Origin of the sequence: Enemella evansiae (assembly GCF_002250705.1) — a bacterium.
GTDB lineage: Bacteria > Actinomycetota > Actinomycetes > Propionibacteriales > Propionibacteriaceae > Enemella > Enemella evansiae.
Genome location: NZ_NMVP01000020.1, coordinates 1 through 23268, shown reverse-complemented (window position 1 = coordinate 23268; position 23268 = coordinate 1). Strand labels below are relative to the sequence as shown.

General features: G+C 70.3%; 19 protein-coding genes. 8 read left to right on the top strand and 11 right to left on the bottom strand.

The features are described 5' to 3' along the window. Positions 1-73: 73 nt before the first annotated feature. The 3 genes from BI335_RS11960 to BI335_RS11950 form a co-directional block, all read right to left on the bottom strand. Positions 74-1231, bottom strand: a complete 1158-nt coding sequence (locus tag BI335_RS11960) for a TadA family conjugal transfer-associated ATPase (protein ID WP_094431189.1) — start codon at positions 1229-1231, stop codon at positions 74-76. Next, on the bottom strand, positions 1228-2268 hold the full coding sequence (gene ssd, locus BI335_RS11955) for a septum site-determining protein Ssd (RefSeq protein ID WP_094431187.1): 1041 nt from the start codon (positions 2266-2268) through the stop codon (positions 1228-1230). Before ssd ends, BI335_RS11960 begins: the two co-directional genes overlap by 4 nt. 321 nt (positions 2269-2589) lie before the next feature. After that, the gene (locus BI335_RS11950) at positions 2590-3285 is read right to left on the bottom strand and encodes a Fic family protein (RefSeq protein ID WP_094426083.1); all 696 of its coding nucleotides are present in this window, start codon (positions 3283-3285) and stop codon (positions 2590-2592) included. Positions 3286-3302: 17 nt separating this feature from the next. On the opposite strand from BI335_RS11950, the gene BI335_RS11945 reads away from it, so the two are divergent. Beyond that, positions 3303-4061 carry a class I SAM-dependent methyltransferase gene (locus tag BI335_RS11945; RefSeq protein WP_094356274.1) on the top strand — a complete coding sequence of 253 codons (759 nt, stop codon included), beginning with the start codon at positions 3303-3305 and terminating at the stop codon, positions 4059-4061. A 94-nt stretch (positions 4062-4155) separates the two neighbouring features. Then, a complete protein-coding gene (locus tag BI335_RS11940; protein WP_094356275.1) occupies positions 4156-5577 on the top strand; it encodes an APC family permease in 1422 nt (473 codons plus the stop codon). Positions 5578-5580: 3 nt separating this feature from the next. On the opposite strand, the gene BI335_RS11935 is transcribed toward BI335_RS11940, so the two are convergent. Genes BI335_RS11935 through BI335_RS11925 form a run of 3 tightly spaced genes read right to left on the bottom strand, consistent with a single transcriptional unit; the run spans position 5581 to position 9441 of the window. Beyond that, on the bottom strand, positions 5581-6771 hold the full coding sequence (locus BI335_RS11935) for a VWA domain-containing protein (RefSeq protein WP_094431185.1): 1191 nt from the start codon (positions 6769-6771) through the stop codon (positions 5581-5583). Next, on the bottom strand, positions 6764-9031 hold the full coding sequence (locus tag BI335_RS11930) for a DUF5682 family protein (protein ID WP_094431183.1): 2268 nt from the start codon (positions 9029-9031) through the stop codon (positions 6764-6766). The genes BI335_RS11935 and BI335_RS11930 overlap by 8 nt, the downstream gene beginning before the upstream one ends. Positions 9032-9054: 23 nt before the next feature. Next, positions 9055-9441 carry a hypothetical protein gene (locus BI335_RS11925; protein WP_094431180.1) on the bottom strand — a complete coding sequence of 129 codons (387 nt, stop codon included), beginning with the start codon at positions 9439-9441 and terminating at the stop codon, positions 9055-9057. Positions 9442-9524: 83 nt separating this feature from the next. Between BI335_RS11925 and BI335_RS11920 the strand changes: the two genes are divergently transcribed. After that, the gene (locus tag BI335_RS11920; RefSeq protein ID WP_094431193.1) at positions 9525-9947 is read left to right on the top strand and encodes a MarR family winged helix-turn-helix transcriptional regulator; all 423 of its coding nucleotides are present in this window, start codon (positions 9525-9527) and stop codon (positions 9945-9947) included. Between the two features lie 195 nt (positions 9948-10142). Here BI335_RS11920 and BI335_RS11915 read toward each other — a convergent pair whose 3' ends face one another. Genes BI335_RS11915 through BI335_RS11905 form a run of 3 tightly spaced genes read right to left on the bottom strand, consistent with a single transcriptional unit; the run spans position 10143 to position 14036 of the window. Beyond that, entirely contained in the window at positions 10143-11255 is a 1113-nt protein-coding gene (locus BI335_RS11915; protein ID WP_094431178.1) for an ATP-binding protein, read from the bottom strand. 10 nt (positions 11256-11265) lie between these two features. Further along, complete coding sequence (locus tag BI335_RS11910) at positions 11266-12717, bottom strand: DUF5691 domain-containing protein (RefSeq protein ID WP_094431176.1); 1452 nt, start codon at positions 12715-12717, stop codon at positions 11266-11268. Further along, entirely contained in the window at positions 12714-14036 is a 1323-nt protein-coding gene (locus BI335_RS11905) for an SWIM zinc finger family protein (protein ID WP_094431174.1), read from the bottom strand. Before BI335_RS11905 ends, BI335_RS11910 begins: the two co-directional genes overlap by 4 nt. A gap of 57 nt (positions 14037-14093) precedes the next feature. Here BI335_RS11905 and acs point away from each other — a divergent pair, with 57 nt between their 5' ends. The 3 genes from acs to BI335_RS11890 all read left to right on the top strand — a co-directional run bounded on the left by acs (position 14094) and on the right by BI335_RS11890 (position 18046). Continuing rightward, positions 14094-16052, top strand: a complete 1959-nt coding sequence (acs, locus tag BI335_RS11900) for an acetate--CoA ligase (RefSeq protein ID WP_094356282.1) — start codon at positions 14094-14096, stop codon at positions 16050-16052. Positions 16053-16252: 200 nt separating this feature from the next. Continuing rightward, positions 16253-17515, top strand: coding sequence for a Na+/H+ antiporter NhaA (nhaA, locus tag BI335_RS11895; RefSeq protein WP_094399502.1), 1263 nt, complete (start codon positions 16253-16255; stop codon positions 17513-17515). Positions 17516-17536: 21 nt separating this feature from the next. Further along, positions 17537-18046 carry a phage holin family protein gene (locus BI335_RS11890; protein ID WP_094356284.1) on the top strand — a complete coding sequence of 170 codons (510 nt, stop codon included), beginning with the start codon at positions 17537-17539 and terminating at the stop codon, positions 18044-18046. A 4-nt stretch (positions 18047-18050) separates the two neighbouring features. On the opposite strand, the gene BI335_RS11885 is transcribed toward BI335_RS11890, so the two are convergent. Beyond that, complete coding sequence (locus BI335_RS11885) at positions 18051-19244, bottom strand: MGH1-like glycoside hydrolase domain-containing protein (RefSeq protein WP_133625339.1); 1194 nt, start codon at positions 19242-19244, stop codon at positions 18051-18053. Positions 19245-19345: 101 nt separating this feature from the next. Here BI335_RS11885 and BI335_RS11880 point away from each other — a divergent pair, with 101 nt between their 5' ends. Together BI335_RS11880 and BI335_RS11875 are read left to right on the top strand one after the other, a co-directional pair. Then, complete coding sequence (locus tag BI335_RS11880; RefSeq protein WP_094431172.1) at positions 19346-20761, top strand: FAD-binding oxidoreductase; 1416 nt, start codon at positions 19346-19348, stop codon at positions 20759-20761. 19 nt (positions 20762-20780) lie between these two features. Further along, a complete protein-coding gene (locus tag BI335_RS11875; RefSeq protein WP_094431170.1) occupies positions 20781-21542 on the top strand; it encodes a decaprenylphospho-beta-D-erythro-pentofuranosid-2-ulose 2-reductase in 762 nt (253 codons plus the stop codon). Between the two features lie 75 nt (positions 21543-21617). Here BI335_RS11875 and BI335_RS11870 read toward each other — a convergent pair whose 3' ends face one another. After that, positions 21618-22721, bottom strand: a complete 1104-nt coding sequence (locus BI335_RS11870) for a peptidoglycan-binding protein (RefSeq protein WP_094431168.1) — start codon at positions 22719-22721, stop codon at positions 21618-21620. Positions 22722-23268: the final 547 nt, after the last annotated feature.

Below are 23268 nucleotides of genomic sequence, written 5' to 3'. Positions count from 1 at the left end.
CCCGTGGGCAGCCGCCGCGGCGCGGGCACGGCCAGGGCGGCCCCGAGGGCGGCGAACAGCACCGCGAGGCCGATCATCGGGCCAACAACTGTGTCAGGGCAGGAAATCCGGCCAGCTCCCGCAGCCGGCCCTGCGCGGTGAACTCGACCGCCGGCACCATCCGCAACCCGTCCCGGTCACGGTCCAGCAACTGGATCGTCGCGACCCGGCGGCGGCCGGCCACGCCGCTGCCGCCCCGGTCACGGACCACATGCACCACCAGGTCCAGGGCCGCGGCCGCCTGTGCCAGCAGCGCCGGCAGGCTCATCCCCCCGAGCGCCCCGAGCGCGGCCAACCGGGCCGGCACATCGGCCGCGGAGTTGGCGTGCACGGTGCCGCAGCCACCCCCATGCCCGGTGTTCAATGCGGTCAGCAGGTCGCACAACTCCGCACCCCGCACCTCACCCAGCACGATCCGATCCGGCCGCATCCGCAGGGCCTGGCGGACCAGATCGGTGAGCGCGATCGCACCGGCCCCCTCGGCGTTGGCGGCCCGGGCCTCCAGCCGCACGCAGTGCGGATGGTCCGGGTGCAGTTCGCGCGAATCCTCGACCACCACCAACCGCTCGCTGGCACCGGCCTCGGCGAGCATCGAGGCGAGCAGGGTGGTCTTGCCGCTGCCGGTGCCCCCGGAGATCAGGAAGGCCGCCCGGGCCCGGACCAGCGCGGTGAGCAGCTCGGCCCCGGCCGGCGGCAGCGATCCCGCGGCCACCCAGTCGGCGAGCCGGAACCGGCGATCCGCGGGCACCCGCAGCGAGATGCAGGTGCCCGGATGCGCCAACGGCGCGAGCACCGCATGCATCCGCGTGCCGTCGGCGAGCCGGGCGTCGACGAACGGGGAACCGTCATCGAGCCGTCGGCCGGCACCGGCGGCCATCCGACTGGCGAGCCGGCGGACCGCCTCCTCACCCTCGAACCGCACCTCGGTCAGCTCCAGTCCCCGGCCGCGGTCGATGAACACCTGACCGGCACCGTTGACCAGCACGTCGGTGACCCCGGCGAGCCGCAGCAACGGTTCCAGGGCGCCCGCACCGACCGCGTCCCGGCGCAACGCCTCCACCGTCGCCATCAACGCCTGGTCGCTGACCGGCAGCCCGAGCCGGCGCATCGCGGTCGCCACATCAGCCGGCTGGGCCGGCCGGCCCAGACGCACCAGCTCCTCGCGCAGCTGATCCAGCTCGCGGCCACTCATCGGGACCCACCAACCAGCTCGGTCAGCAGCCGCCGGGTGCCGCGACGCCACCCGCGGCCGGCGACCCGACTGGGCAGCTCGCCGCGATCGGCCGCGGCCGCCACCCGGCGATCGTCCGCGATCTCTGCCACCACGGGGATTCCGAGCAGCTCGCCGACCACGGACCGGCCGGCCGGGGCACCGCGCAGCAGTGCCGCCATCGGCACCGAGGTCGGCAACCTGTCCAGCAGCGCGACCGCCGCGGCGACCCCGGTCACCCCGGAGCGGCAGACCAGCAGCGCGGTATCGCATTCGTCGAGCACCGCCAGCATCTCGGGCTCCGCGCGCCGCCCGACATCGATCAGGACCAGGTCGTGCTCGCGGCGCAGCGAACGCAGCACCGCGCGCACGGCGGGCACCAGCGGCGGGGTGCGTTCGCCGCGTGACTGGGCCAGCACCGCCAGCCCATCCCGCGCCGGGAGCTGGTCGCGCAGCTCACCGAGATATCCCTCGGCGGCCCGCAGCGCGGGCCAGCGCCAGCCGGGTTCGGATTCCACCCCGAGCAGCAGATCCAGACCCGGTCCGGCCGGGTCCAGCTCGACCACCGCCGTCGGCGTACCCCGCTGGGCGGCCTGCCAGGCGAGATCGACCGCCAGGGTCGAGGCGCCCACACCACCGCTGCCGCCGAGCACCGCCACCAGCCGGCCGCCACCGTCGGGTGGCGTGCCGGCCAGCGTCGAGGTCAGCCACCGCATGCCCTCGGGCAGGGTGGTCACCGAGGCCCCGAGCGCCGCCGACCAGGCACAGAGCCGGTCGCTGTCGGCGCGTTCGCCGACCAGCTGCACCCGGACGCGCCGGTTCAGCTCCTGCCGGGCCAGCGCCGGTGCCAGATCGACCCCGACCACCAGCACCGACGGGGTCCGCCGCAGGGCCGCGAGGCCGGCCGCGTCCTCGACCAGTTCGGCCTCCAGGCCGGCCGCCGCGACGGCGGCGAGCACCGGGTCGCGCAACCGCGGATCGGCGGTCGCGACGAGCGGGCGGGTGTCGCTGGTCTCCATGCCCCACCATGGGTGTGCCGGCTCCGGATCGTGCACCCGCACCCGGCCGCCTGTGGACAACTCGGTATCCCGCTTCGCCTGTGGACAAAGCAGAAAAATCGGATCGAACGTCTTCCCTTTTACCGGCCGGGAGCGTACAAATGGGGGCAAGGATTCCTTGCACGACAGTCAGGTACCCACGCGTCGACCAAACCATCTCGTGGGTTGTTGCGACCTTGGGCTTGCCCGGGCCAACACGCAGATTGCACGCTTGGTCGCCTGGTCTGGAGTGGGTTTGTGGCACCCGGCCCTTTTTGGCGGGTGCCACATCCATGTCCGGGGTCAGACACGGTCGTCGCGGAAGCGGCGAGCCGCCCCCAGCGGTGATTCCTCGGCACCCCTGGTCAGCGCACTGGCGCAGTGCAGGATCCACCCGCGTACCCCGTCCGCGCCGCCGCTGGCGTACCCCCGCAGGGCCTGCTGATAGCCGGCCCCGGCGGCCAGATGGCCGACCTCGGGCACCAGCGCCGCCCGCGGGTCGATCCCGGCGTCGATCAGCACCATGTGCTCCACGGCCCGCGCGATCACCCCGTCCCCACCGCCGAAGGGCGCCAGCCGCGCGATCTCGGCGTGGGCGATGGCGGCCTGCACCAGCGCCGGTGCCCGGGTGGTGCCGGTGAGCAGCCCGAGCAGCCCGTCCATGGGTTCGGTGGCGACGACCCGGCCCAGCCGGTCGTCGGGGACCATCCCCTTGGCCAGCAGGGCGTGGGCCCGGGCCAGCACCTGACCGGGTGAGCGGCGTACCGCAGCGGCCAGCTCGATCAGTTCGGTGGACAGCCGGACCGCGCCCGGCTCCCACTGCTCCCCCTCGATGGCGGCGCTCGCGCGGGCTCCGGTGAGCAGTGCCCGGGCCGTGTCCTCGGCCGGTACGCTGCGGCGGCCACGGTCGCGGAGCACCGCATCGGTCGCGTCCCGGGCCGCCGTCACCGCGGACGGCACGCCCTCGAGTCGGCCAAGATCTGCCAGCGGGTCATTCACCTCATAGAGTGTGCCGCATGCAGCCGCGTCGACGTTCCAGCTATCCGGAGCCGGCCATCGACTGGATGGTTCCCGCTCCGGGCAGTCGGGTGCTCGATGTCGGCTCCGGGAGCGGTGCGTTCGCGGCGATGATCGACCGGGCCGGTCACCGGGTCTGTTGTGTGGACAGCAATCCCGACCGGGTACGCCGGATCGCGGCACGGTTGCCGACCGGGTTGCACACGGTGGCCCAGGCCGAATCCCTGCCCTTCGCCTCGGAGAGTTTCGACGTGGTCACCGTCGGCGAGTCGGTGACCCGGTTCGCACCCGGACTGGCGCTCGCCGAGTTCGCCCGGGTGCTGCGCCCCGGTGGGCATCTGGCGGTGGTCTTCAACACCCGCGATGACACCGTGCCCTGGGTGAAACGACTGGCCCGGCTGCTGCAGAGCGAGGACCCCACCGCGATGCGCGGCGACTACGGCACCGAGACCGTTGCCGCACTGGACGAGTCCCCCTACTTCCCCGAGGTGGAGGAGAAGTCCTTCCGCAACTGGATGCCGATCGATCGCGACGGGTTGTTGCAGATGGTCCGCTCCCGGCCTGCCCTGGCGGCGCTCCAGACCGAGCGACTGGCGGAGTTGCTGGACCAGGTCGGCGCCCTCTACGACGCCTCCGCGCGGCCACCCGAGCCGCTGCTGCTGCCCTTCCAGGCGACCTGCCGACGGGCGCTGGTGGATCACACCGAGTTGACGATGCCGGTGAGCGAGGACGGTCTGCGGATCTCGATGCGCTTCTGATCGGTGCCGCTGCGAGCCTGTACCGATCGCGTCCGCTGTGGTCGAATGAACCCACCCCCGGAAGTGAGGGCCACGCAACACGCAAGGAGTTCGCATGAGCACCACGGCCGATCCGACCACCCCGAAAGCCGATTCCGACAATCCCGAACTGAAGCGGGTGCTCGGCCCGGGCCTGTTGCTGCTGTTCGTCGTCGGCGACATCCTCGGTACCGGCATCTATGCCTTGACCGGCAAGGTCGCCAGCGAGGTCGGCGGGGCGGTCTGGTTGCCGTTCCTGTGCGCCTTCCTGGTGGCGCTGCTGACCGCGTTCGGTTATCTGGAGCTGGTCACCAAGTATCCGCAGGCCGGCGGCGCAGCGGTCTACACGCACAAGGCGTTCCGGATCCAGTTCATCACCTTCCTGGTCACCTTCGCGGTGATGGCCTCCGGTCTCACCTCGGCCTCCAGTGCCGCGAAAGCCTTTGCCGGCAACCTGTTCGCGGCCCTCGGGGTGCCGAACTCGACCGGTTGGACGGTGTTGCTGGTCGCCCTGGGCTTCATGACCGCGATCGCCCTGGTCAACCTGCGCGGCGTCGGCGAATCGGTGAAGCTGAATGTGGTGCTCACCGTGATCGAGCTGACCGGTCTGCTGATCGTGATCGGGGTCGGGGTGCTGGCGCTGTCCCGGGGACTCGGTGATCCGTCGCGGCTGACCCAGTTCACCGTGCCCGAGGGTGAGTCACCCTTCGGTGCGGTGACGGCGGCCACGGCGCTGGCATTCTTCGCCATGGTTGGTTTCGAGGACTCGGTGAACATGGCCGAGGAGACCAAGGATCCGGTCCGGGTGTTCCCGCGGACCATGCTGATCGGGCTCTGCATCACCGGTGTGATCTATGTGCTGGTGTCGATCTCGGCGATCACCCTGGTCTCGGCGGAGGAGCTCGGGCAGGGGTCCACCCCGCTGCTCAAGGTCGTGCAGGCCGGTGCGCCGGGCTTCCCGATCTGGATCTTCGCCTGGATCACCATGTTCGCGGTCGCCAACTCGGCGCTGATCAACATGATGATGGCCTCCCGGTTGCTCTACGGCATGTCGCGGGAGAAGGTGTTGCCCGGGCCGCTCGGCCGGGTGCTGAAGCGGCGCCGCACCCCGCACGTGGCGATCATTTTCACCACCCTGCTGGCGTTTGCGCTGATCGCCTTCGCCGATCTGACCGCCCTCGGTGGCACCACCTCGTTGCTGCTGCTCTGCGTGTTCACCCTGGTCAACGTGGCGGTGATCATCCTGCGGTTCAAGGAGCCCACCAAGCGGGACCACTTCAAGACCCCGCTGATCCTGCCGGCGCTCGGCGCGATCCTGTGCGCCTATCTGGCCAGCCCGCTGTCGGGGCGCAGCACCGACGACTACAAGGTGGCCGGGATCCTGATGGCGGTCGGGGTCGGGTTGAGCATCCTCACCCTGTTGCTGAACCGCTTCTATTTCCACCGTACGCACGAGATCGGCTCGTCGAAGACCGATCCGCGGCAGCCCTATCTCTGATCCCTACCGCTGGGCCGGGCCCTGGGCCCGGCGGGCCTGGTAGCCGCTCACCCAGCTGCTCAGGTCGTCACCGGCGATGGCGTGCTGCATCAGCTCGGGGAATGCATCCGGGGTGCAGGCGAACGCCGGGATGTCCAGTTGGGCGAGGATTCCGGCGAGTTCCCGGTCGTAGGCGGGGGCGCCGGAGTCGTCCAGTGCGAGCAGGCAGACCACCGTCACCCCCGACTCCCGCAGGGCCCGCAACCGGCGTACCAGGTCGGTCTCGTCGCCGCCCTCGAAGAGGTCCGAGATCAGCACCAGCACGGTGTCGGCGGGCCGGTCGATCAGCTCGGCGCAGTAGGCGATGGCCTGGTTGATGTCGGTGCCGCCGCCGAGCTGGGCGCCGAAGATCACCTCGACCGGGTCGGCCAGCCGGTCGGTCAGGTCGGCGACCGAGGTGTCGAAGGCGACCAGCGAGGTGTGCACGGTGTTCAGTCCGGCGAGCACGGCGGCGAACACCGAGGCATAGATGACCGATTCGGCCATCGACCCGGACTGGTCCAGCGCGATCACCACCTCCCGCTGGATGCCGACGCTGCGCCGACCGTGGCCGATCAGGCGGTGCGGCACGACGGTGCGGTGTTCGGGCAGGTAGTGCTTCAGATTCGCTGCGATGGTGCGCTTCCAGTCGATGTCACCGGGTCGTGGCCGGTGGGTGCGGCTGGCCCGGTTCAGCGCACCGAGGGTGGCCGCCCGGGTGGGTTCGGCGAGCCGCCGCTGCAGGTCGTCGACGACCCGCTGCACCACCCGGCGGGCGGCGGCGCGCGCCTGTTCGGGGAGGACCGAACCGAGTTGGGCGAGGGTGCTCGCCAGGTGGATGTCCGGTTCGATCGACTCGATCAGTTCGGGATCGCGGAGCAGTGTCGCCAGGTCGAGGCGTTCCATCGCATCGCGCTGCAGCACCTGCACGACCGTGTTCGGGAACAGGTCGCGGATCTCACCCAGCCACTTGCTGATCCGCGGTGCCGAGGAACCCAGGCCGCCACTGCGTCTCGTGGCGCCGTCACCCGCCTCGGTGCGGTCGTAGAGGGCGCCCAGGGCTCTGCCCAGGGCACGGTCGGCACCGCTGAGCCCGGTGCCCTGCTCGTCGTCCCCATCGGCACCGAGCAGCAGTCGCCAGCGCCGTGTGCGTTCACCGGTCTGTGGTTCAGCCACCGTGCACCCCGGTGAGTCGATCGAGTCGGGCCAGCGCCGGCAGCGCCAGGGTGAGTTCTGCGGTGTCCGGTCCGCCGGGGTCGGTCATCGCATCGTCGCGTTCCAGTTCCGCGGCCCGGTTGGCGATGTTGCGTCGTTCCGCCGGGGCGAAGTCGCCGAAGGTACGCCGCAGCAGCGGCAGCACGTCGGTGAACTCGTCCTCGGTCAGGTCGGCGACCCAGCGGTCAAGCAGCTGCAGCAGCCACCGGTCATGGATCAGCAGCACCGCACCGCCGGCCAGGAATCCCTCCACCCACAGGGCCTTCTCGGCCGGTGGGACGGCCCGGGAGAGCGCGCGGGAGAGGGCCCCGGCGGACTCCTCGGCGTCCAGTTCGCCGGCGTCGGTGAGCAGGCGGACCAGTCGGCCGGCCAGCAGCCCGTGCACGTCGCCGCGGTGCACCAGCGTGTGCAGGGTCTCGGTCCACACCTGGTGGCCGGGGCCGTCGGGCAGCAGGGTGAGCACCTGGTGCACGGCCTCGATGCGCTGGCTGAGTTCGCGGGCCGCCTCCTCGCCGAGGCCGCCGGCGACCGGTCCGAGACCGGCACAGACGCGCAGCAGCAGCGCTTCGGCGACCGCGGTCAGCGCCCCGGTGTCGGTGCCGCGGACATCGCCGTAGCGCTGCGCGCGGGCCAGGGCGGGCAGGGCCTCCAGCAGATGGTCCACATCGGTGTCCGCGGCGGCGCGCTCGTCGAGGATCCGCACCAGCGGGCTGAGCGCGTCGGTGAGGTCGGCCTGCAGAGCGAGTTCCAGGCTCTGGGTGACCTGGGCCAGGGTGTCGGTCTTCGACAGCAGTTCGGCGGTTGCGGCGGTCTCCACGGTGGTGCCCCACACCGAGGCCTCGACGATGCGAACCGACAGCTCGGGCCGCCAGCAGATCAGCCAGCCCTCCTTGAAGGTTCCGGTGCTGCCCACCTCGATCCGCTCACCCCAGTCGATGCCGAGGATCAGCAATCGGTGCAGCAGTTGCGAGCGGGCGCGGTCGTTGTCCTTGCGCAGGTCGAGGGTCAGTTCGCGTTCCTCGGCGGCGAGTTTGAGCCGCAGGGAGCGGGCGGTGCGGCGCAGGTCGGCATCGAGCGGTACGCCGGGTGCGGACTCCGGCACCGTACCGAGCCGCTCACCGATCACCGCCCGTCGGGTGACCAGATCCTGGGCCAGTCGGTTGCCGTCGCAGAGCACCGACAAGGTGGCATCCTGCACCTCGGCCAGTCCGGCCAGCGGCCGATTCCTCAGCACCGCAAGGGTTTCCGCCAGGCGTACCGCCTCGATGACGTGCGCCGAGGAGACGGGCAGGTCGTGCGCGCGGAGCACCTGGGCGACCTGGGTCAGCCAGCGAGTGACCACATCGTTCTCGGCGGTGAACAGGTGCTGGTACCAGCCGGGTGACTCGACGCCGGCACCGTAACCGGATGCGAAGCCCAGGCGGGAATGGGTCCACGGCACCCAGGTGAGGGTGACCTTGCGTTTCGGCAGGCCGCGGAGCACCTTGTTGTCGGCGGCGGCCGGGGGCAGCTTCCCGGTCAGTGCGGGCGCGTGCCAGGCACCGCAGACCACCGCGATCCGCTCCCGCCCGGCCTTGAGTTCGGCGCGGAGCACCTTGCGCATGTAGGCCTCCCGGCGCTGTTCCTCGCGCTCGTCGGCGGCACTGCGGCGGCGGGAGTCGTCGGTGCGCAGCTCGGCCATGGCCTCGGTGATCGCCTCGAACGGGTCCCCGCCGGAGCGCAGCTCCATCACGTCGTCCCACCAACGCTCCGGGTCGTCGTAGCCGGCGGTCCGGGCGAGCACCGCGATCGGGTCGTCACGGACCCACTGCTGGGGCCCGGATCCCTCGTCGGTCAAGGGATTCTGGCCCGCGTCGGCCGGTTCGGGGTCGGGCTCGTCCCGCAGCGCGAGCACGGTCGCGGCGGGCAGGTCGGCGAAGCGCACCGGCACGCCGTGCTCCACCGCCCAGCGGATCGCCTGCCATTCGGGGGAGAAGACCGCCAGCGGCCAGAACGCGGAGCGGCCGGGATCGTCGGTGGCGTAGGCCATCAGTGCCACCGGGGGCTGCAGTTCATCGTCGGCGGCCAGGTCGACGAGCGCGTCGGCCTCGGGCGGGCCCTCGATCAGCACCACCTCGGGCCGGAGTTCGGCCAGGGCCCGGACCACCGCGCGCGCCGAGCCGGGGCCGTGGTGCCGGATGCCGAGCACGCGGACCCGGGGGTCGCTGGTCTCGGCCGTCATGGGCCCATCGTAGGTGGCGGTGGTCAGCCGAGCTCAAGGGTGGCGCGGAGCCGTCCGGTCTCGGCTTCGGTGGCCCTCAGCAGGGCGGCGCAGGCCTCCTCGGCCCGGGCATCCGCGGGCGCCGCGGTGAGGGCCGCCTGCGCGTCGGCGGCGGCCCGGCGGTAGGCGAGTTCGTATCCTGTGCCCCAGGTGTCGGCCGGGGCGAGCAGGGTGGCCCGGTCCACCGGTGCGGGGTCCACCGTCCCCGCCAGGGACGCAGTGACGTGGAGGTTTCGTTCGATGATGCGCACGAGCAGGTCGGCGATCGATCCACCGTCCCGGCCGACCGCGGTGCCAAGGTCTCCGTGGGTGACCTCGGAGAGGTACGCGGCCAGCTCGGCGCTGGCCGATTCGAGGGGCGACAGGTCCATGGGTTCGTCCTTCCCGGATCGCAGATCATCTACCGCAGTAGATGAGTCATCTACCACGGTAGAGCAATTGGAGGGTGCTGTCGATGCCTGACGATCCCGATCTCGGTGCGCTGCTGGCCGCGCTCTTCCCCCGGCTGATCGCGATGGAGGAACCGATCCTGGCCGCGGCCGGGTTGTCCATGTGGGAGTACACGATCGCGACCGAGCTGGCCGCCGCGGAGGCACTCTCCCAGGTGGAGCTGTCGCGGCGGACCCGGCGCGACCCCACCCGACTGGGCAAGCATCTCGATGAGCTGGAGTCCCGTGGGCTGGTGAGCCGGGAGCGGTCCGCCGATCAGCGGCAGCGCACGGTCCGGCTCACCCGGGCCGGTGACAAGGCGTACGCCACCGCGAAGCGCCGCATCCGCGCCGCCGAGGACGAGCTGCTCGCCGCCGAACTCTCGGCCGCTGACGCCCGGCGGCTGCGCCAGCTCCTTACCCGCCTCACGCGATCCATCGAATCCTGAGTGCATATCCCTTGCCCTCCAGGGCTCGCGGGATGCACCCAGGATTCGATGGATCGCGGAAACTGGGTGGCAGCCGACCCACCGCAGCGAGCCGCAAGCACGTCTCGGTGTACCGGAAGGGGTGAAGCGGTTCATATCGACACGTCGGCCATTGCTCCGCTTCGCTGCGCATGGCCGACTACTCGATGAACGGAGTCAGCCCTCGCGGCAGGCGCGGTAGAAGTCCTTCCAGCCCTCGCGGCGGCGTACCACGGTTTCCAGGTATTCCTGCCAGGCAACGGAATCCGCGACCGGGTCCTTGACGACCGAGCCGACGATGCCGGAGGCGACGTCGCCGGCGCGCAGCACCCCGTCGCCGAAGTGCGCGGCCAGCGCGAGCCCGTTGGTGACCACCGAGATGGCCTCGGCGGTGGAGAGCGTGCCGGTGGGCACCTTGAGCGAGGTCTTGCCGTCATCGGTGAGACCGCCGCGCAGCTCGCGGAAGATCGTCACCACCCGGCGGATCTCGGTGGCGGCGTCGTCGATGGGCGGCAGCTCCAGCGAACGGCCCAGTTCGGCGACCCGGCGGGTGACGATCGAGACCTCCTCCTCCGCCGAGGCCGGCAGCGGCAGCACGACGGTGTTGAACCGCCGGCGCAGCGCCGAGGACAGATCGTTCACCCCGCGGTCCCGGTCGTTGGCGGTGGCGATCACGTTGAACCCGTGCACCGCCTGCACCTGATCGCCGAGCTCGGGCACCGGCAGCGTCTTCTCCGACAGGATCGTGATCAGCCCGTCCTGCACATCGGAGGGGATCCGGGTCAGCTCCTCGATCCGCGCGATCGCCCCGGTGCGCATCGCATTCATCACCGGGGAGGGCACCATCGCGGCCCGGCTCGGGCCCTCGGCCAGCAGCCGGGCATAGTTCCAGCCGTAGCGGACCGCTTCCTCCGCGGTACCGGCGGTGCCCTGCACCAGCAGCGTCGAATCCCCCGAGATCGCGGCGGCCAGGTGCTCCGAGACCCAGGACTTCGCGGTGCCGGGTACGCCGAGCAGCAGCAGCGCCCGGTCGGTGGCGAGGGTGGCGACGGCGATCTCCATCAACCGGCGACTGCCCACATATTTCGGGGTGAGTACGCTCCCGCCGGCCAGTTCACCACCCATCAGATAGGTCACCACCGCCCACGGCGAGAGCTTCCAGCTGGCCGGGCGGGGCCGGTCGTCGAGCTCGGCCAACCGGGCCAGCTCCTCGGCGTACTGCTGTTCGGCGTGCGGGCGCAGCAGCTCGCCCACGCCCTCGAACTGCACCTGGTCAACGGTTTCGCTCATCGTGTCTCCATCATGTCAGTGCCTCGGCGAGCCCCCGGCGGAGCTCCAGGTTCATCGCCGCGTTGAACGCCTGATTCTGTTGTGGGCCGGGAAATCCGCGCGCCATCCGCCGCAATCGACCGGCCGCGTCCACGCGGTGCTGCAGGCTGCCATGCGAACCGCACAGCGCGAGCACCCCGGGCCGCCCGCCACCGGCCTGCGGTGACTCCAGCCAGCGGAGCACCAGATCGGTGAGCCGTGGCGACCAGTGCCGTACCCCGAGCGCGGCCAGCCACTGCTTCGGCTCGTCCCGGCCGATCCGGCGATCCAACAACCGGTCACCGGCCTCGACCTCGGTGAGCTCGAACAGGTCCTCGTCCAGCATGTCCTGCTCACCGAGCAGTTCCAGCGCCAGCTCCGGATCTCGTTCCCGCAGCGCCGCGATCGCCAGCCCGGAATCGAATCCGGGGCCGCCGGTGACCTCGGCGCCGACCAGCTCGATCGCCGACCGGCCGACCAGCTCGGGCCAGTCGGCAATCGGGATCGCACCGACCAAGGTGGCCATCGCCCGCTCCCCCGGCGGCCGTTCCCCCTTCACCGCGATCAGCCCATCGCGTTCGTCGGCGGCGGTCAGCTCGGCCAGGTCGATCCGCCAGCCGCCGGGCCGGCCGCGGCGGACCCGGTGCCGGACCCGCTCCCGCATCCGGGCCAGGTACGCCGAGCCGGACAGCCGGGGCAGCAACCGTTGAGCGAGTTCGCGGACCGACCGGCCGCGGTCGTCCAATGCCTGCTCCAGCAGGGGTTCGTCGGCGGGGCCCAGCCCCTCGCCGAGGGTCTCGAGCAGCCGCAACCGGACCTCGGCCGGTTCGTGCGGCAGCGCGGCGGCGAGCAGTTCCCGGGACCGATCCGGGTCGGCGGCCCGTACGGCGGCGAGCCAGGCGACCCGCTCGGCCGTGCCGCCCTCGGTCCACGGCCGGTCGTCGTCGACCGCGGGCAGGAGCAGTTCGTCGAAGCGCCAGGCGGGGTTCTGCCGCGCCAGCCAGGCACCGCGCTCGCCGAGCACCGGTACCACCAGCGGCCGCAGCTCCCGCCGCCCGGTGGCCAGCTCCAGCACCGGCACCACCGAACCGATCGGCAGCCGGCGGCCATTGTCGGCGAGCATCCGCAGCCCGTCGGTGACCAGCTCGAGGCGCCGCGATCCGACCGCCTCGGCGAACAGCCGCAGGAACTGTCCGCCGGGTGCGGAACGGGTCTCCGGCGCCGCCCCCGGCGGCAACTCCGCGGCGCCGACCAGTCCACCGGTGGCGCGCCCGGCGACCGCCACCCGGCCGGCGGTCGCCAGCACCGCGGCCTCCTCGGCACCGACCGCATCCTCCGCCGCGGCCGGCGTACCCCGCAACGCCGCCGGCACCCGACTCCAGTCGACCGTGCGCCGGCCGGTCCCGACGACCGCGGCCGCAACCAGTCCGCTGAGCTCGTTCACAGCACCACCACCGTCCCACCGGTGACCCGCTCGTCCAGCACCGACAGCGGATTGAACCCCGCACCGTCCCATTCCCCCAGCCAGTCGGCCGGCTGCCCGGCGGTCACCAGCAATGCCTTCCACAGCAGCGATTCCGGGCCGGTGACCCGGATCGCTGCGCCGTCCTCGTCGACCAGCACGAAGTCCTCACCGGTACGCCCCAGCCGGCCCCGGACGGCGGTCGGCCAGAGTCGCAACCAGGGGTCGATGGCGAGCGCTGCGGCGTACCCCTCGCGCAGGCCGGCGATCCCGGGCGCGTGCAGCGGCCAGCCGGCCACCCTCGGTTCGGGGTTGCCGTGGCGTTGCCCGATCTGGGCCCGCAGCGGCAGCGCGGTGTCGTGGAAGTGCAGGTCGGCCTCCAGCAGCATCCCGGGAGCGATCGACATCTCATAGGGCGCACCGTTGACCGAGAAGAACAGCACCAGCGCGAATCGGCCGGTGCGCTGCCCGACCAGCCAGACCCGGCGGGTCTGCACCCGTTCGTCGTCATCGGTGTCGTGCAGCCCGAAGACCACCCAGGCATCGCGCACCGGGGTCCCCGCCAGCACCTCCGCCGAGGCCACCGGATAGCCGAGATGACCACGCAGCATCGTCAACTCGGCCGGGTCCAGGCGTTCCCGGTTCCGCATCGCCTCGGCGAGCAACCAGAGCAGCCCGAACTCCCGCAGCAACCGCTCCGGCCAGTCACCCCCGCTGGCCGGAATGTACGCCAGGGAACGGATCCAGCGCGCCACCCCGGGCGCCTGGGCATCGACCATCCGGGCGGCCAGCAGCTCGAACTCCTGCGGTCGACCGACCAGCCGGGCCAGTCCGCCCCGCACCTGATCGGCCAGCCACTGCTGCAGCTCCAGCAGGCCGGCGGCCACCCGATCGTCGCGGGCGGCGGCCCGCTCGGCCGCGGCCCGGCGTACCTCCTGCGGATCCTTCTCGACCGGCTCGGCCGCTGCCCGGCCGCCGGCCATGAAGTCGGCGGCGTACGCCTGCGGGGCGCCCTCGTCGTCGTCGGGCAACCGCTCCTCCGCCCACAGGAACAGCAACCCCAACGCGTGCTTGCAGGGGAACTTGCGCGACGGGCAACTGCAGCGATACCGGGGCCCCTCGGTGTCCACCACGACCCGGTACGGCGTCCGCGCCGACCCGCGGCACTCACCCCACAGCACCGCGCCCTGACTGCCGACGTGCTGCCACGGACCGGGGTTCGCGAGCTTGCGACCGGCGACCTCGGCGGCCGAATCGGGGGCCGCAGCGACCACCCGATCGACCGTCCAGCGCTGCGCCATATGGCCAAGAGTAGGCTTCGGCGGAGAACAGTGTGATCCCGGCTACTAGGAGTTCAGGTGAGCAACGACGCGCCCGAGACCGAGCACCACGACCGCAGCTATCCGCCGCCGGCCGAGCTGGCCGCGAACGCGAACATCACCCAGGAGACGCTGGAGAAGTCCTGGGCGGATCCGGACGCGTTCTGGGCCGAGCAGGCCAAACGACTCGACTGGGGCACCGAGCCCACCGAGACCCTCGACTGGTCCAACCCGCCGTTCGCCAAGTGGTACGCCGACGGCACCCTGAATGCCGCGGTGAACTGCGTGGACCGGCACGTGGATGCCGGCAACGGTGACCGGGTCGCCTTCTACTGGGAGGGTGAACCCGAGGGACACGAGCGGACCATCACCTATGCCGAGCTGAAGGACGAGGTGAGCCGGGCCGCGAACGCCCTCACCGAACTCGGCGTCAAGGCCGGGGACCGGGTGGCCATCTACATGCCGATGATCCCCGAGGCGATCGTCGCGATGCTGGCCTGCGCCCGACTGGGCGCTCCGCACACGGTGGTCTTCGGCGGTTTCTCCGCCGATGCGCTGTCCACCCGGATCCTGGACTGTGGCGTCGAGGTGGTGATCACCGCCGACGGTGGTTACCGCCGCGGTGCCCCGTCGGCGCTCAAGCCGGCGGTCGACAAGGCGCTGGAGAAGACCCCCGACGTGCGCAGCGTCGTCGTGGTCCGGCGTACCGGTCAGGACACCGAGATGACCGAGGGCCGGGACGTCTGGTGGCACGACGTGGTCGGCAACGCCTCCCCCGAGCACGAGGCCGAGCAGTTCCCGGCCGAGCACCCGCTCTACATCATGTACACCTCCGGTTCGACCGGGAAGCCGAAGGGCATCCTGCACACCACCGGCGGTTACCTGGTCGGCACCTCCTACACCCACTGGGGCACCTTCGACCTGAAGCCGGAGACCGATGTCTACTGGTGCGCCGCCGACATCGGCTGGGTGACCGGACACTCCTATCTGGTCTACGGCCCGCTCGCCAACGGCACCACCAGCGTCATCTACGAGGGCACTCCGGACACCCCGCACAAGGGCCGGTTCTGGGAGATCATCGACAAGTACAAGGTGTCGATCCTCTACACCGCGCCGACCGCGATCCGCACCTTCATGAAGTGGGGTGCCGACATCCCGGCCGAATACGACCTGTCCAGCCTGCGGGTGCTCGGTTCGGTCGGTGAGCCGATCAACCCCGAGGCCTACAACTGGTACCGGGAGAACATCGGCCACGACAACTGCCCGGTGGCCGACACCTGGTGGCAGACCGAGACCGGGATGCACATGATCGCACCGATGCCCGGGGTCGCCGACGGCAAGCCCGGCGCGGCGATGACCCCGGTCCCGGGGGTGATGGTCGATGTCGTCGACGACGAGGGCAAGCCGCTCGGCAACGACGAGTCGGGCCTGCTGGTGGTCACCCGCCCCTGGCCGGCGATGCTGCGCACCCTGTGGGGTGACGACCAGCGCTACATCGACACCTACTGGTCCCGTTTCGAGGGCATCTACTTCGCCGGTGACGGGGCGAAGAAGGACGCCGACGGTGATCTGTGGCTGCTCGGCCGCGTCGACGACGTGATGAACGTGTCCGGGCACCGGATGTCGACCGCCGAGATCGAGTCCTCGCTGGTCGGCAACCCGAAGGTCGCCGAGGCCGCGGTGGTGGGCGCCACCGACGAGACCACCGGCCAGGCCGTGGTCGCGTTCGTGATCCTGCGCTCCGACGCCGCTGCCGATGCCGAGAACGACCGGGACGCGGTGGTGCAGGAGCTGCGCACCCATGTCGGCAACGACATCGGCCCGATCGCCAAGCCGAAGCAGATCCTGATCGTCGACGAGCTGCCGAAGACCCGTTCGGGCAAGATCATGCGCCGGCTGCTCCGCGACATCGCCGAGGGCCGCGAGGTGGGTGATGTCACCACCCTCACCGACTCGGAGGTGATGAACACCATCCAGGCCGACCTCGGCAAGAAGTGAGGTACGCCGCGGCGTAGAAAATCGGGCGCCTCGGATTCCTTTTCTCGAATGGGAATCCGGGGCGTCCGTCCGTTTCCCAGCCAGTGATCGGCTGGTACGCCCCGGTGGGCGACCGGTAGACTGCCCCGCGGTGTGCCGGGAAGTCTGGTCGGCGTGAAGCGTGCGTACCCAGAACATCCCCGTCCATGATGGAGACCCAGATGAGCAGTGCCCAGTCCGACCCCTCGGAGACCAACGACTCCGACACCGGAGGCAGCAACGGCGGCCGGAAGGTGCTGCTGTTCGGCCGGCTCGGCCCCGACGACACCCGGGTGCTGCCGGAACTGCTGCGCAACGAGACCGTCGGTGGTGCGCTGATGCTGGCCGCCACCGTCGCCGCCCTGCTGTGGGCCAACTTCGGCAGCGACAGCTACAGCGCTGTCCGCGGCACCTATGTGGGCCCGATGAGCCTGCAGCACTGGGCCTCCGACGGGCTGCTCACCGTCTTCTTCTTCGTCGCCGGGCTGGAGCTGAAGCGGGAGTTCACCAGCGGTTCGCTGGCCAAACCCTCCGAGGCGCTGCTGCCGGTGGTGGCCGCGATCGCGGGCATGGTGGTGCCGGCCTCGATCTACATCATCGTCAACCTGTCCAGCGACCAGGGCAACCTGGGTGGCTGGGCCATTCCGATGGCCACCGATATCGCCTTCGCACTGGCCATCCTGGCCGCGGTCGGCTCCAAGCTGCCGACCAGCCTGCGTGCCTTCCTGCTGACCCTGGCGATCGTCGACGACCTGGGTGCGATCATCGTGATCGCGGTCGTCTTCACCTCGGGACTGAAGCTGGCCTGGCTGGCCGGTGCCCTGGCCTGCGCGGCGCTGTGGTGGTTCCTGCAGCGCAAGCGCGTCGACAACGGTTGGATCTACATCCCGCTGTTCATCCTCGGCTGGTGGTGCATGTACTCCTCCGGTGTGCACGCCACCATCGCCGGTGTGCTGTTCGGCCTGCTGACCCGCTCCGATGCCAACGACCCGAAGGACCCGGTGGACCGTTGGCAGCACACCTGGCACCCCATCTCGGCGGGTGTCATCGTGCCGATCTTCGCGCTGATGGCCGCGGGTGTGGCGGTCAATGCGACCGCGATCCGCGATGTGTTCACCACCCCGGTCGGGCTCGGCATCGTGCTCGGTCTGGTGCTCGGCAAGCCGATCGGCGTGTTCGCCGGGGCATATCTCACCGCCCGTTTCACCAAGGCGAATCTGGCCCCGGATCTGCGCTGGTCGGAGGTGTTCTCGGTCAGCATGCTGGCCGGTGTCGGCTTCACCGTGGCGCTGTTCGTCTCCGAGTTGGCCTTCACCCGCAACGAATTGTTGATCGAGGAGTCGAAGGCAGCGATCCTGATCGCCTCGCTGATCGCGGCCCTCGTCGCGACGGTCGGTCTGCGGCGGCGTACCCGGCAACGGATGGCTGACGCGGAGAACGCCTGACCCCGCTGCTAGTCTCCTGCCATGGCGTACCCACAGAATGTGCAGAACGTCGACCAGCCGGACGCCGGCCGCAGCGTCGGCGACCTGACCAAGCTGATCAGCGAGGATGTCAAGGCGCTGGTCAAGAGCGAGATCGACCTCGCCAAGGCCGAGCTGGTTCCGTCCGCGAAACATGCCGGTGTCGGCGCGGGCCTGTTCGGCGGGGCGGGCTACTTCGCGATGAACGGGGTCTCACTGCTCTTCCTGGCCGGTGCGCTGGGGATCGGCAAGCTGTTCGGCGCCCCGACCGGTTGGGTGGCACTCGGTTTCGTGATCATGGCCGTGCTGATCTTCCTGATCGCGGGCATCCTGGCGCTGATCGGCAAGGGTCAGTTCAGCAAGGTGAAGGGACCGGAGCGGACCATCGCCCAGGCCGAGACCTCGATCCAGGCCGTCAAGGGTGCGATCGCCCGCGGCAACGCCGACGCCAAGACCGCCGAGCTGGAGCGCAAGACCTTCCGCAACCCGGACCGCGTCGACGACCTGCGCTAGGCCCTCAGCCGAGCAGCGCGGCCAGCGCCGTCCAGGACTGCGGCGAGGCGCCGTATCCCTGCCCGGTCTCGGGATTCCAGTATTCCGACCAGGCGCTGGCCACCGCGCCGGCACGCGTGCTGCGGGCCAGTTCCGCAGCCAGGTCGGTACGCCCCCAGCGGCGGGCGGCCAGCCAGAACAGATAGTTCAGGTTGGGCCAGGCGGCACCGCGCCAGTAGGCGGTCGGGTCGTACGCCGGATCGTTGCGGGCGACGTTGGTCGGTCCGTACGCCGTCCCACCGAACAGCTGGGGATCACCGAGCGCCGCGAGCGCCCGCTCGGCACGGTCCCGGTCGGCGGTGACCAGTGCTGGCATCAGGCCATCGCTGATCCGGATCGCGGCGCTGGCCCGGGTGCCACCGGTCAGCGGCAGATCGACCCACTGACCGTCCTGCCAGAGCCGGTCGTCGATGGCGGCCGCGAGCCGATCGGCCCGCTCGGTCAGGTCGGCCCGACCCAGCAGCTGCCCCAGTTCGCGCAGATTGAACGCCACGTAGGCGTTGAACCCGGCCGGTGCGCAGCGGAAGCGGTCGTTGTCCACCGCGGCACCGTCGGCGGCGAACCGCACCGAGGCCATCAACTCCTTGTTCCACTGCGAGCGGACGCGCTGGTCGTAGTCGGCCGGTGTGCGCCCCGGTGCACCCCAGCCGTCGAAGCGGGGTGAGTGGTCGTTGCCGGCCTCCCAGGGATGCACGATCGCCAGCAGGCCGAGGTCGGTCACCAGCCGGTGTCGCCAGAGCCAGTCGAAGTGCCGCACCGCGCGCTCGGCGAGTGCGACCGGTGTCTCGATCCCGGCGCGCTGGAGTTCGGCCAGCGCGTGAGAGAAGAATGGTGGCTGGGTCAGCGATGAGCGATCCGGTAGTGGGCCGAGGAAGGTGTCGGGGCCGGCCGGCCCGTAGCGCATGTGCGGCACCATCCCTTCGGCCAGCTGCCCGCCCAGCAGGGCGGTGACCTCCGGCACCGCATCCGGATCGCCGAACCGCGCGCGGGCGATCGCGTGGAAGGCGGAGTCCCAGAGCCACAGATGGGGATAACTGTCCGGATTGGGCACGGTCCAGCCGGAGTCGGCGACCCAGTTGTCCGCCAGCACCGTCAGTGCCCGTTCCCGGAGCGCGGCCTCGTCGTCGGTGACCTCTTCGTCGGTGACCTCGTTGTCCATGGCTGGGATGTTATCGATATCTCCGCGGTTGGTCCGGGAGCTGGTGCGATGGCCGCCACAGATGCCGCGGCCACGGCGCCGAGGCGGTAGCCTCGGGGGTGATGTCGAACGAGATTCTGCCCACCGAGGCCCGCAAGCTCACCGGCTGGGGGCGTACCGCACCCACCACCGCGCAGGTGCTGTCCACCCCGGATGTCGAACTGATCGCCCGGGCGGTCAGCCAGGTCGCCGAGGACAACGACAGCAAGCCGCGGCACCTGCACCGAGGCGTGATCGCGCGTGGGCTCGGTCGCTCCTACGGCGACCCGGCGCAGAACGGCGGCGGCCTGGTGGTCGACATGACCGCACTGAACCAGATCCACTCGATCGACGCCGATACCGGCATCGCCGATGTCGACGGTGGTGTGGACCTGGATCAGCTGATGCGGGCGGCGCTGCCGTTCGGGCTCTGGGTGATCGTGTTGCCCGGTACGCGACAGGTCACCATCGGTGGGGCGATCGCCAACGACATCCACGGCAAATCCCACCACACCACGGGATCCTTCGGCGACACCGTGCTGGAGATGCAGCTGCTGGTCGCCGACGGCCGGGTGCTCACCCTGCGCCCGGACGGCTCCCCCGACGACCCCGAGGGTGAGCTGTTCTGGGCCACCGTCGCCGGTGTCGGCCTGACCGGGATCATCCTGCGCGCCAAGCTGCAGCTGCGGAAGGTGGAGACGGCATATTTCCTCGCCGACTGCCGGGTCACCGAGACTCTCGACGAGACGATCGCGGCGCACACCGACGGCACCGAGGAGCAGTACGAGTATTCCTCCGCCTGGTTCGATGCGGTGAACCCGCCGCCGCGGCTCGGTCGCGCCGAGATCTCCCGCGGCCGGCACGCGCTGCTCGACGAGCTGCCGAAGAAGCTGCGCCCGGCGCCGCTGGCCTTCGATGCGCCGAAATTCTTCGACCTGCCCGACGCCTTCCCCAACGGGCTGGCCAACAAGTTCACCTTCACCCTCGCCTCCGATGTCTGGTACGCCAAGGCGAAGCCGTATCAGAACAAGGTGGTGAACCTGACGCAGTTCTATCACCCGCTGGACATGTTCGGGGAGTGGAACCGGGGTTACGGTTCGAACGGATTCCTGCAGTACCAGTCGCTGGTGCCGATGGATGCGATGGAGGGCTTCAAGAAGCTGATCCACACCGTCCAGGGTTCGGGTCACTACTCGTTCGTCAACGTCTTCAAGCTGTTCGGCGAGGGCAACCGGGCGCCGCTGTCCTTCCCGATGGCGGGCTGGAACTTCGCCGTCGACTTCCCGATCCGCCCGGGCCTGCACGAGTTCCTTTCCGAACTGGACAAGCAGATCCTGCAGTTCGGCGGGCGGGTCTACACCGCCAAGGACTCCCGGGTCACCGCCGCCGACTTCCGCAGGATGTACCCGCGGCTGGACGAGTGGATCGCGGTCCGCCGCCGGGTCGACCCGACCGGTGTCTTCGCCTCCGACATGGCCCGCCGCCTCGAACTCCTGTGACCACACGAAAGGAATCCCAGTGATCGATGCCGTTGGAAACCCGCAGAAGATCCTGCTGCTCGGTGGCAGCTCCGAGATCGGATTGACCATTGTGTCGGAGTTCCTGGCCCGGCAACCGGCGAAGGTCGTGCTGGCCGGCCTCGCCGACGACCCGCGCCGCGACACCGCGCTGGACCAGCTGCGGGCGGCCGGGGCCACCGAGGTGGACTGGCTGGACTTCGACGCGGTCGACTTCGACTCCCATCCCGCGAGCATCGACGCCGCCTGGGCCGGTGGTGACGTGGACATCGCGGTCGTCGCCTTCGGGATGCTCGGTGACAACGAGGAGCAGTGGCAGAACCAGAAGCTGGCGGTGCTCGCCTGCAATCTGAACTACACCGCGGCGGTCTCGGTCGGCGTACTGCTCGGGCAAAAGATGAAGGACCAGGGTTACGGCCAGATCATCGCGATGAGCTCCGCGGGGGCGATGCGGGTCCGCCGGACGAACTTCGTCTACGGCTCCAACAAGCTCGGCCTGGATGCCTTCTACACCAACCTGGGTGAGGCGCTCGAGGAATACGGGCCGCGGGTGCTGGTGATCCGGCCCGGTCAGGTCCGCACCCGGATGTCGGCACACCTCGACGACGCACCGCTGACCGTCGACAAGGAAGAGGTCGGCAAGCTCGCGGTGAAGGGCGTGGACAAGAAGAAGCTGATCGTCTGGGCGCCGCCGGCCTTCGCGCTGGTGATGCTGGTGCTGCAGCACATCCCACGGCCGATCTTCAAGAAGCTGCCGATCTGAGCTCGATCCCCATCCGGACAGCGAAAGGGCCCGTACGCCTCGGCGTACGGGCCCTTCACGTTGGAGCGGCGCGACTCAGGGACGGTTGCACTTGGTGGATGCGGGGGCATCCCTGCCGGCAATGTATTTGTAGGCGCGCTTGAAGCTTTCGCAGCGCTCCCCATCCTCGGCCCGCGCCCGAGCGGTGCTGGTGTTGTCGTAACCGACGTACTTGCTGATCAGGCCCATGTTGAACTGGTCGGCCGCGGCATTGCTGTTCGGCCGAGCCTGCGTCCAGTACCAGCCGGCGATCTGTGGCGAGTAGGGCAACTGAGAAGCGCGCACCTGATTGTCGCCCATCAGATCGACCCCGATGCCCTTACCGGCCGCCTCGTAGTTGTACGGACCCGTGATCTGGATGTAGCCACGACCCCGGTATCGCAACGGGTCGTAACCGCGTTCGCCGATCGCGTAGTCGAAGGTGGACTCGTGTGCCAGCGTGGCCAGGAAGGCCGCCTTACGCTGCGGAGTGCTGGCGATGCCGCGCTTGCGCATCTCGGCGTTCAGATACGGCAGCCCCTGCTCCACCCGGCTGGTGTCGGCGACCCGGCCCGGGAACATCTTCTCCAGGTCACCCCGGGTGATGTCACCGGCCTTCGGCGGCCCCGGATCGACCGGCGGCGGGGTTGGGGTGGAATCCTTGGTGGCACCGAACAGGGCACCCCAGGTCTGCGGTCCGACGACCCCGTCCTGCGCCAGTCCCTTCGACTTCTGGAACGCCTTGACCGCACCGAGGGTCCGCGGACCGAAGGAGCCGTCCACGCTGACCGACTGGCCGGAGTTGCGCAGCAGGGTCTGCACCGCGCGGACCCGGTTGCCCTCGGTGCCGTAGCGGGTCACGACGCTCAGCTTCGCCAGCGTCTTGGGGCCGACGATCCCGTCCTGCACCAGGCCGTTGCGGGCCTGGAAGCCCTTCACCGCGCTCTTGGTGGCCGGACCGAAGCTGCCGTCGATCTCGATGTTGAAGCCATTGGCGCGCAGCAGATACTGCAGGCCGCTGACGCGGTTGGAACGGGTGCCTTCCTTGAGCACAGGTGCGCTGGCGGCGTACGCCGCGGAGATGCCGACCGGGGCCGCGACACCGACGGTGGCGAGCACCGCGATCGTGGCGGCGACGATCTTCTTCTTGCCCTCGAACATTTTCTGGTCTCGCTCTCTGGGGGGAGCCCCTTGCCGGGATGTACACCGGGGACGTTAGGGACAGCCGGGTGCGAGCGACCAGAGTCGTGGGGGTGGATGGTTCCGCCGGATACTTCCGGGCGTCTTTATGTCGGCTCGCGCGCGGCGCGCCATGACCCCGCTCTTCGGCCCAGTCGTCGAAATCCCGCGGTGGGTCGGTGCCCGGTGGCGTAGTAGACGCGAGATTTCTCCTTGATGGGCCTGCATCACGGGGACGCGCCGCTGGACGCTCGCCTCCCGACGCTCATCGAGCAGCCCGCCATCGGCAGGGTGCGTCCGCAACGCTCATCGAGTAGCCCGCCATGCGGAGCCTGCGGAGCAATGGCGGGCGACGGTCCTATAGATCGTCAAGTGGTCATGAGGTCGGTTTTGAGGTTTCGGTAGATGGTGCGGGCGAGGTGGCGTTTGAGGCATCGGATGGTTTCGGCGCGGGTCTTGTGTTCGCTGGTGCGTCGGTGGAAGTAGGCCTGGGTGTCGGGGTCGCGGCGCAGCCGGCCGATGATGACCA

Coding starts and splice junctions, on each gene's coding strand:
- BI335_RS11960 (WP_094431189.1), bottom strand. CDS start 1,231: ATGAGTGGCCGCGAGCTGGATCAGCTGCGCGAGGAGCTGGTGCGTCTG.
- ssd (WP_094431187.1), bottom strand. CDS start 2,268: ATGGAGACCAGCGACACCCGCCCGCTCGTCGCGACCGCCGATCCGCGG.
- BI335_RS11945 (WP_094356274.1), top strand. CDS start 3,303: ATGCAGCCGCGTCGACGTTCCAGCTATCCGGAGCCGGCCATCGACTGG.
- BI335_RS11940 (WP_094356275.1), top strand. CDS start 4,156: ATGAGCACCACGGCCGATCCGACCACCCCGAAAGCCGATTCCGACAAT.
- BI335_RS11930 (WP_094431183.1), bottom strand. CDS start 9,031: ATGACGGCCGAGACCAGCGACCCCCGGGTCCGCGTGCTCGGCATCCGG.
- BI335_RS11925 (WP_094431180.1), bottom strand. CDS start 9,441: ATGGACCTGTCGCCCCTCGAATCGGCCAGCGCCGAGCTGGCCGCGTAC.
- BI335_RS11920 (WP_094431193.1), top strand. CDS start 9,525: ATGCCTGACGATCCCGATCTCGGTGCGCTGCTGGCCGCGCTCTTCCCC.
- BI335_RS11915 (WP_094431178.1), bottom strand. CDS start 11,255: ATGAGCGAAACCGTTGACCAGGTGCAGTTCGAGGGCGTGGGCGAGCTG.
- BI335_RS11905 (WP_094431174.1), bottom strand. CDS start 14,036: ATGGCGCAGCGCTGGACGGTCGATCGGGTGGTCGCTGCGGCCCCCGAT.
- nhaA (WP_094399502.1), top strand. CDS start 16,253: ATGAGCAGTGCCCAGTCCGACCCCTCGGAGACCAACGACTCCGACACC.
- BI335_RS11890 (WP_094356284.1), top strand. CDS start 17,537: ATGGCGTACCCACAGAATGTGCAGAACGTCGACCAGCCGGACGCCGGC.
- BI335_RS11885 (WP_133625339.1), bottom strand. CDS start 19,244: ATGGACAACGAGGTCACCGACGAAGAGGTCACCGACGACGAGGCCGCG.
- BI335_RS11880 (WP_094431172.1), top strand. CDS start 19,346: ATGTCGAACGAGATTCTGCCCACCGAGGCCCGCAAGCTCACCGGCTGG.
- BI335_RS11870 (WP_094431168.1), bottom strand. CDS start 22,721: ATGTTCGAGGGCAAGAAGAAGATCGTCGCCGCCACGATCGCGGTGCTC.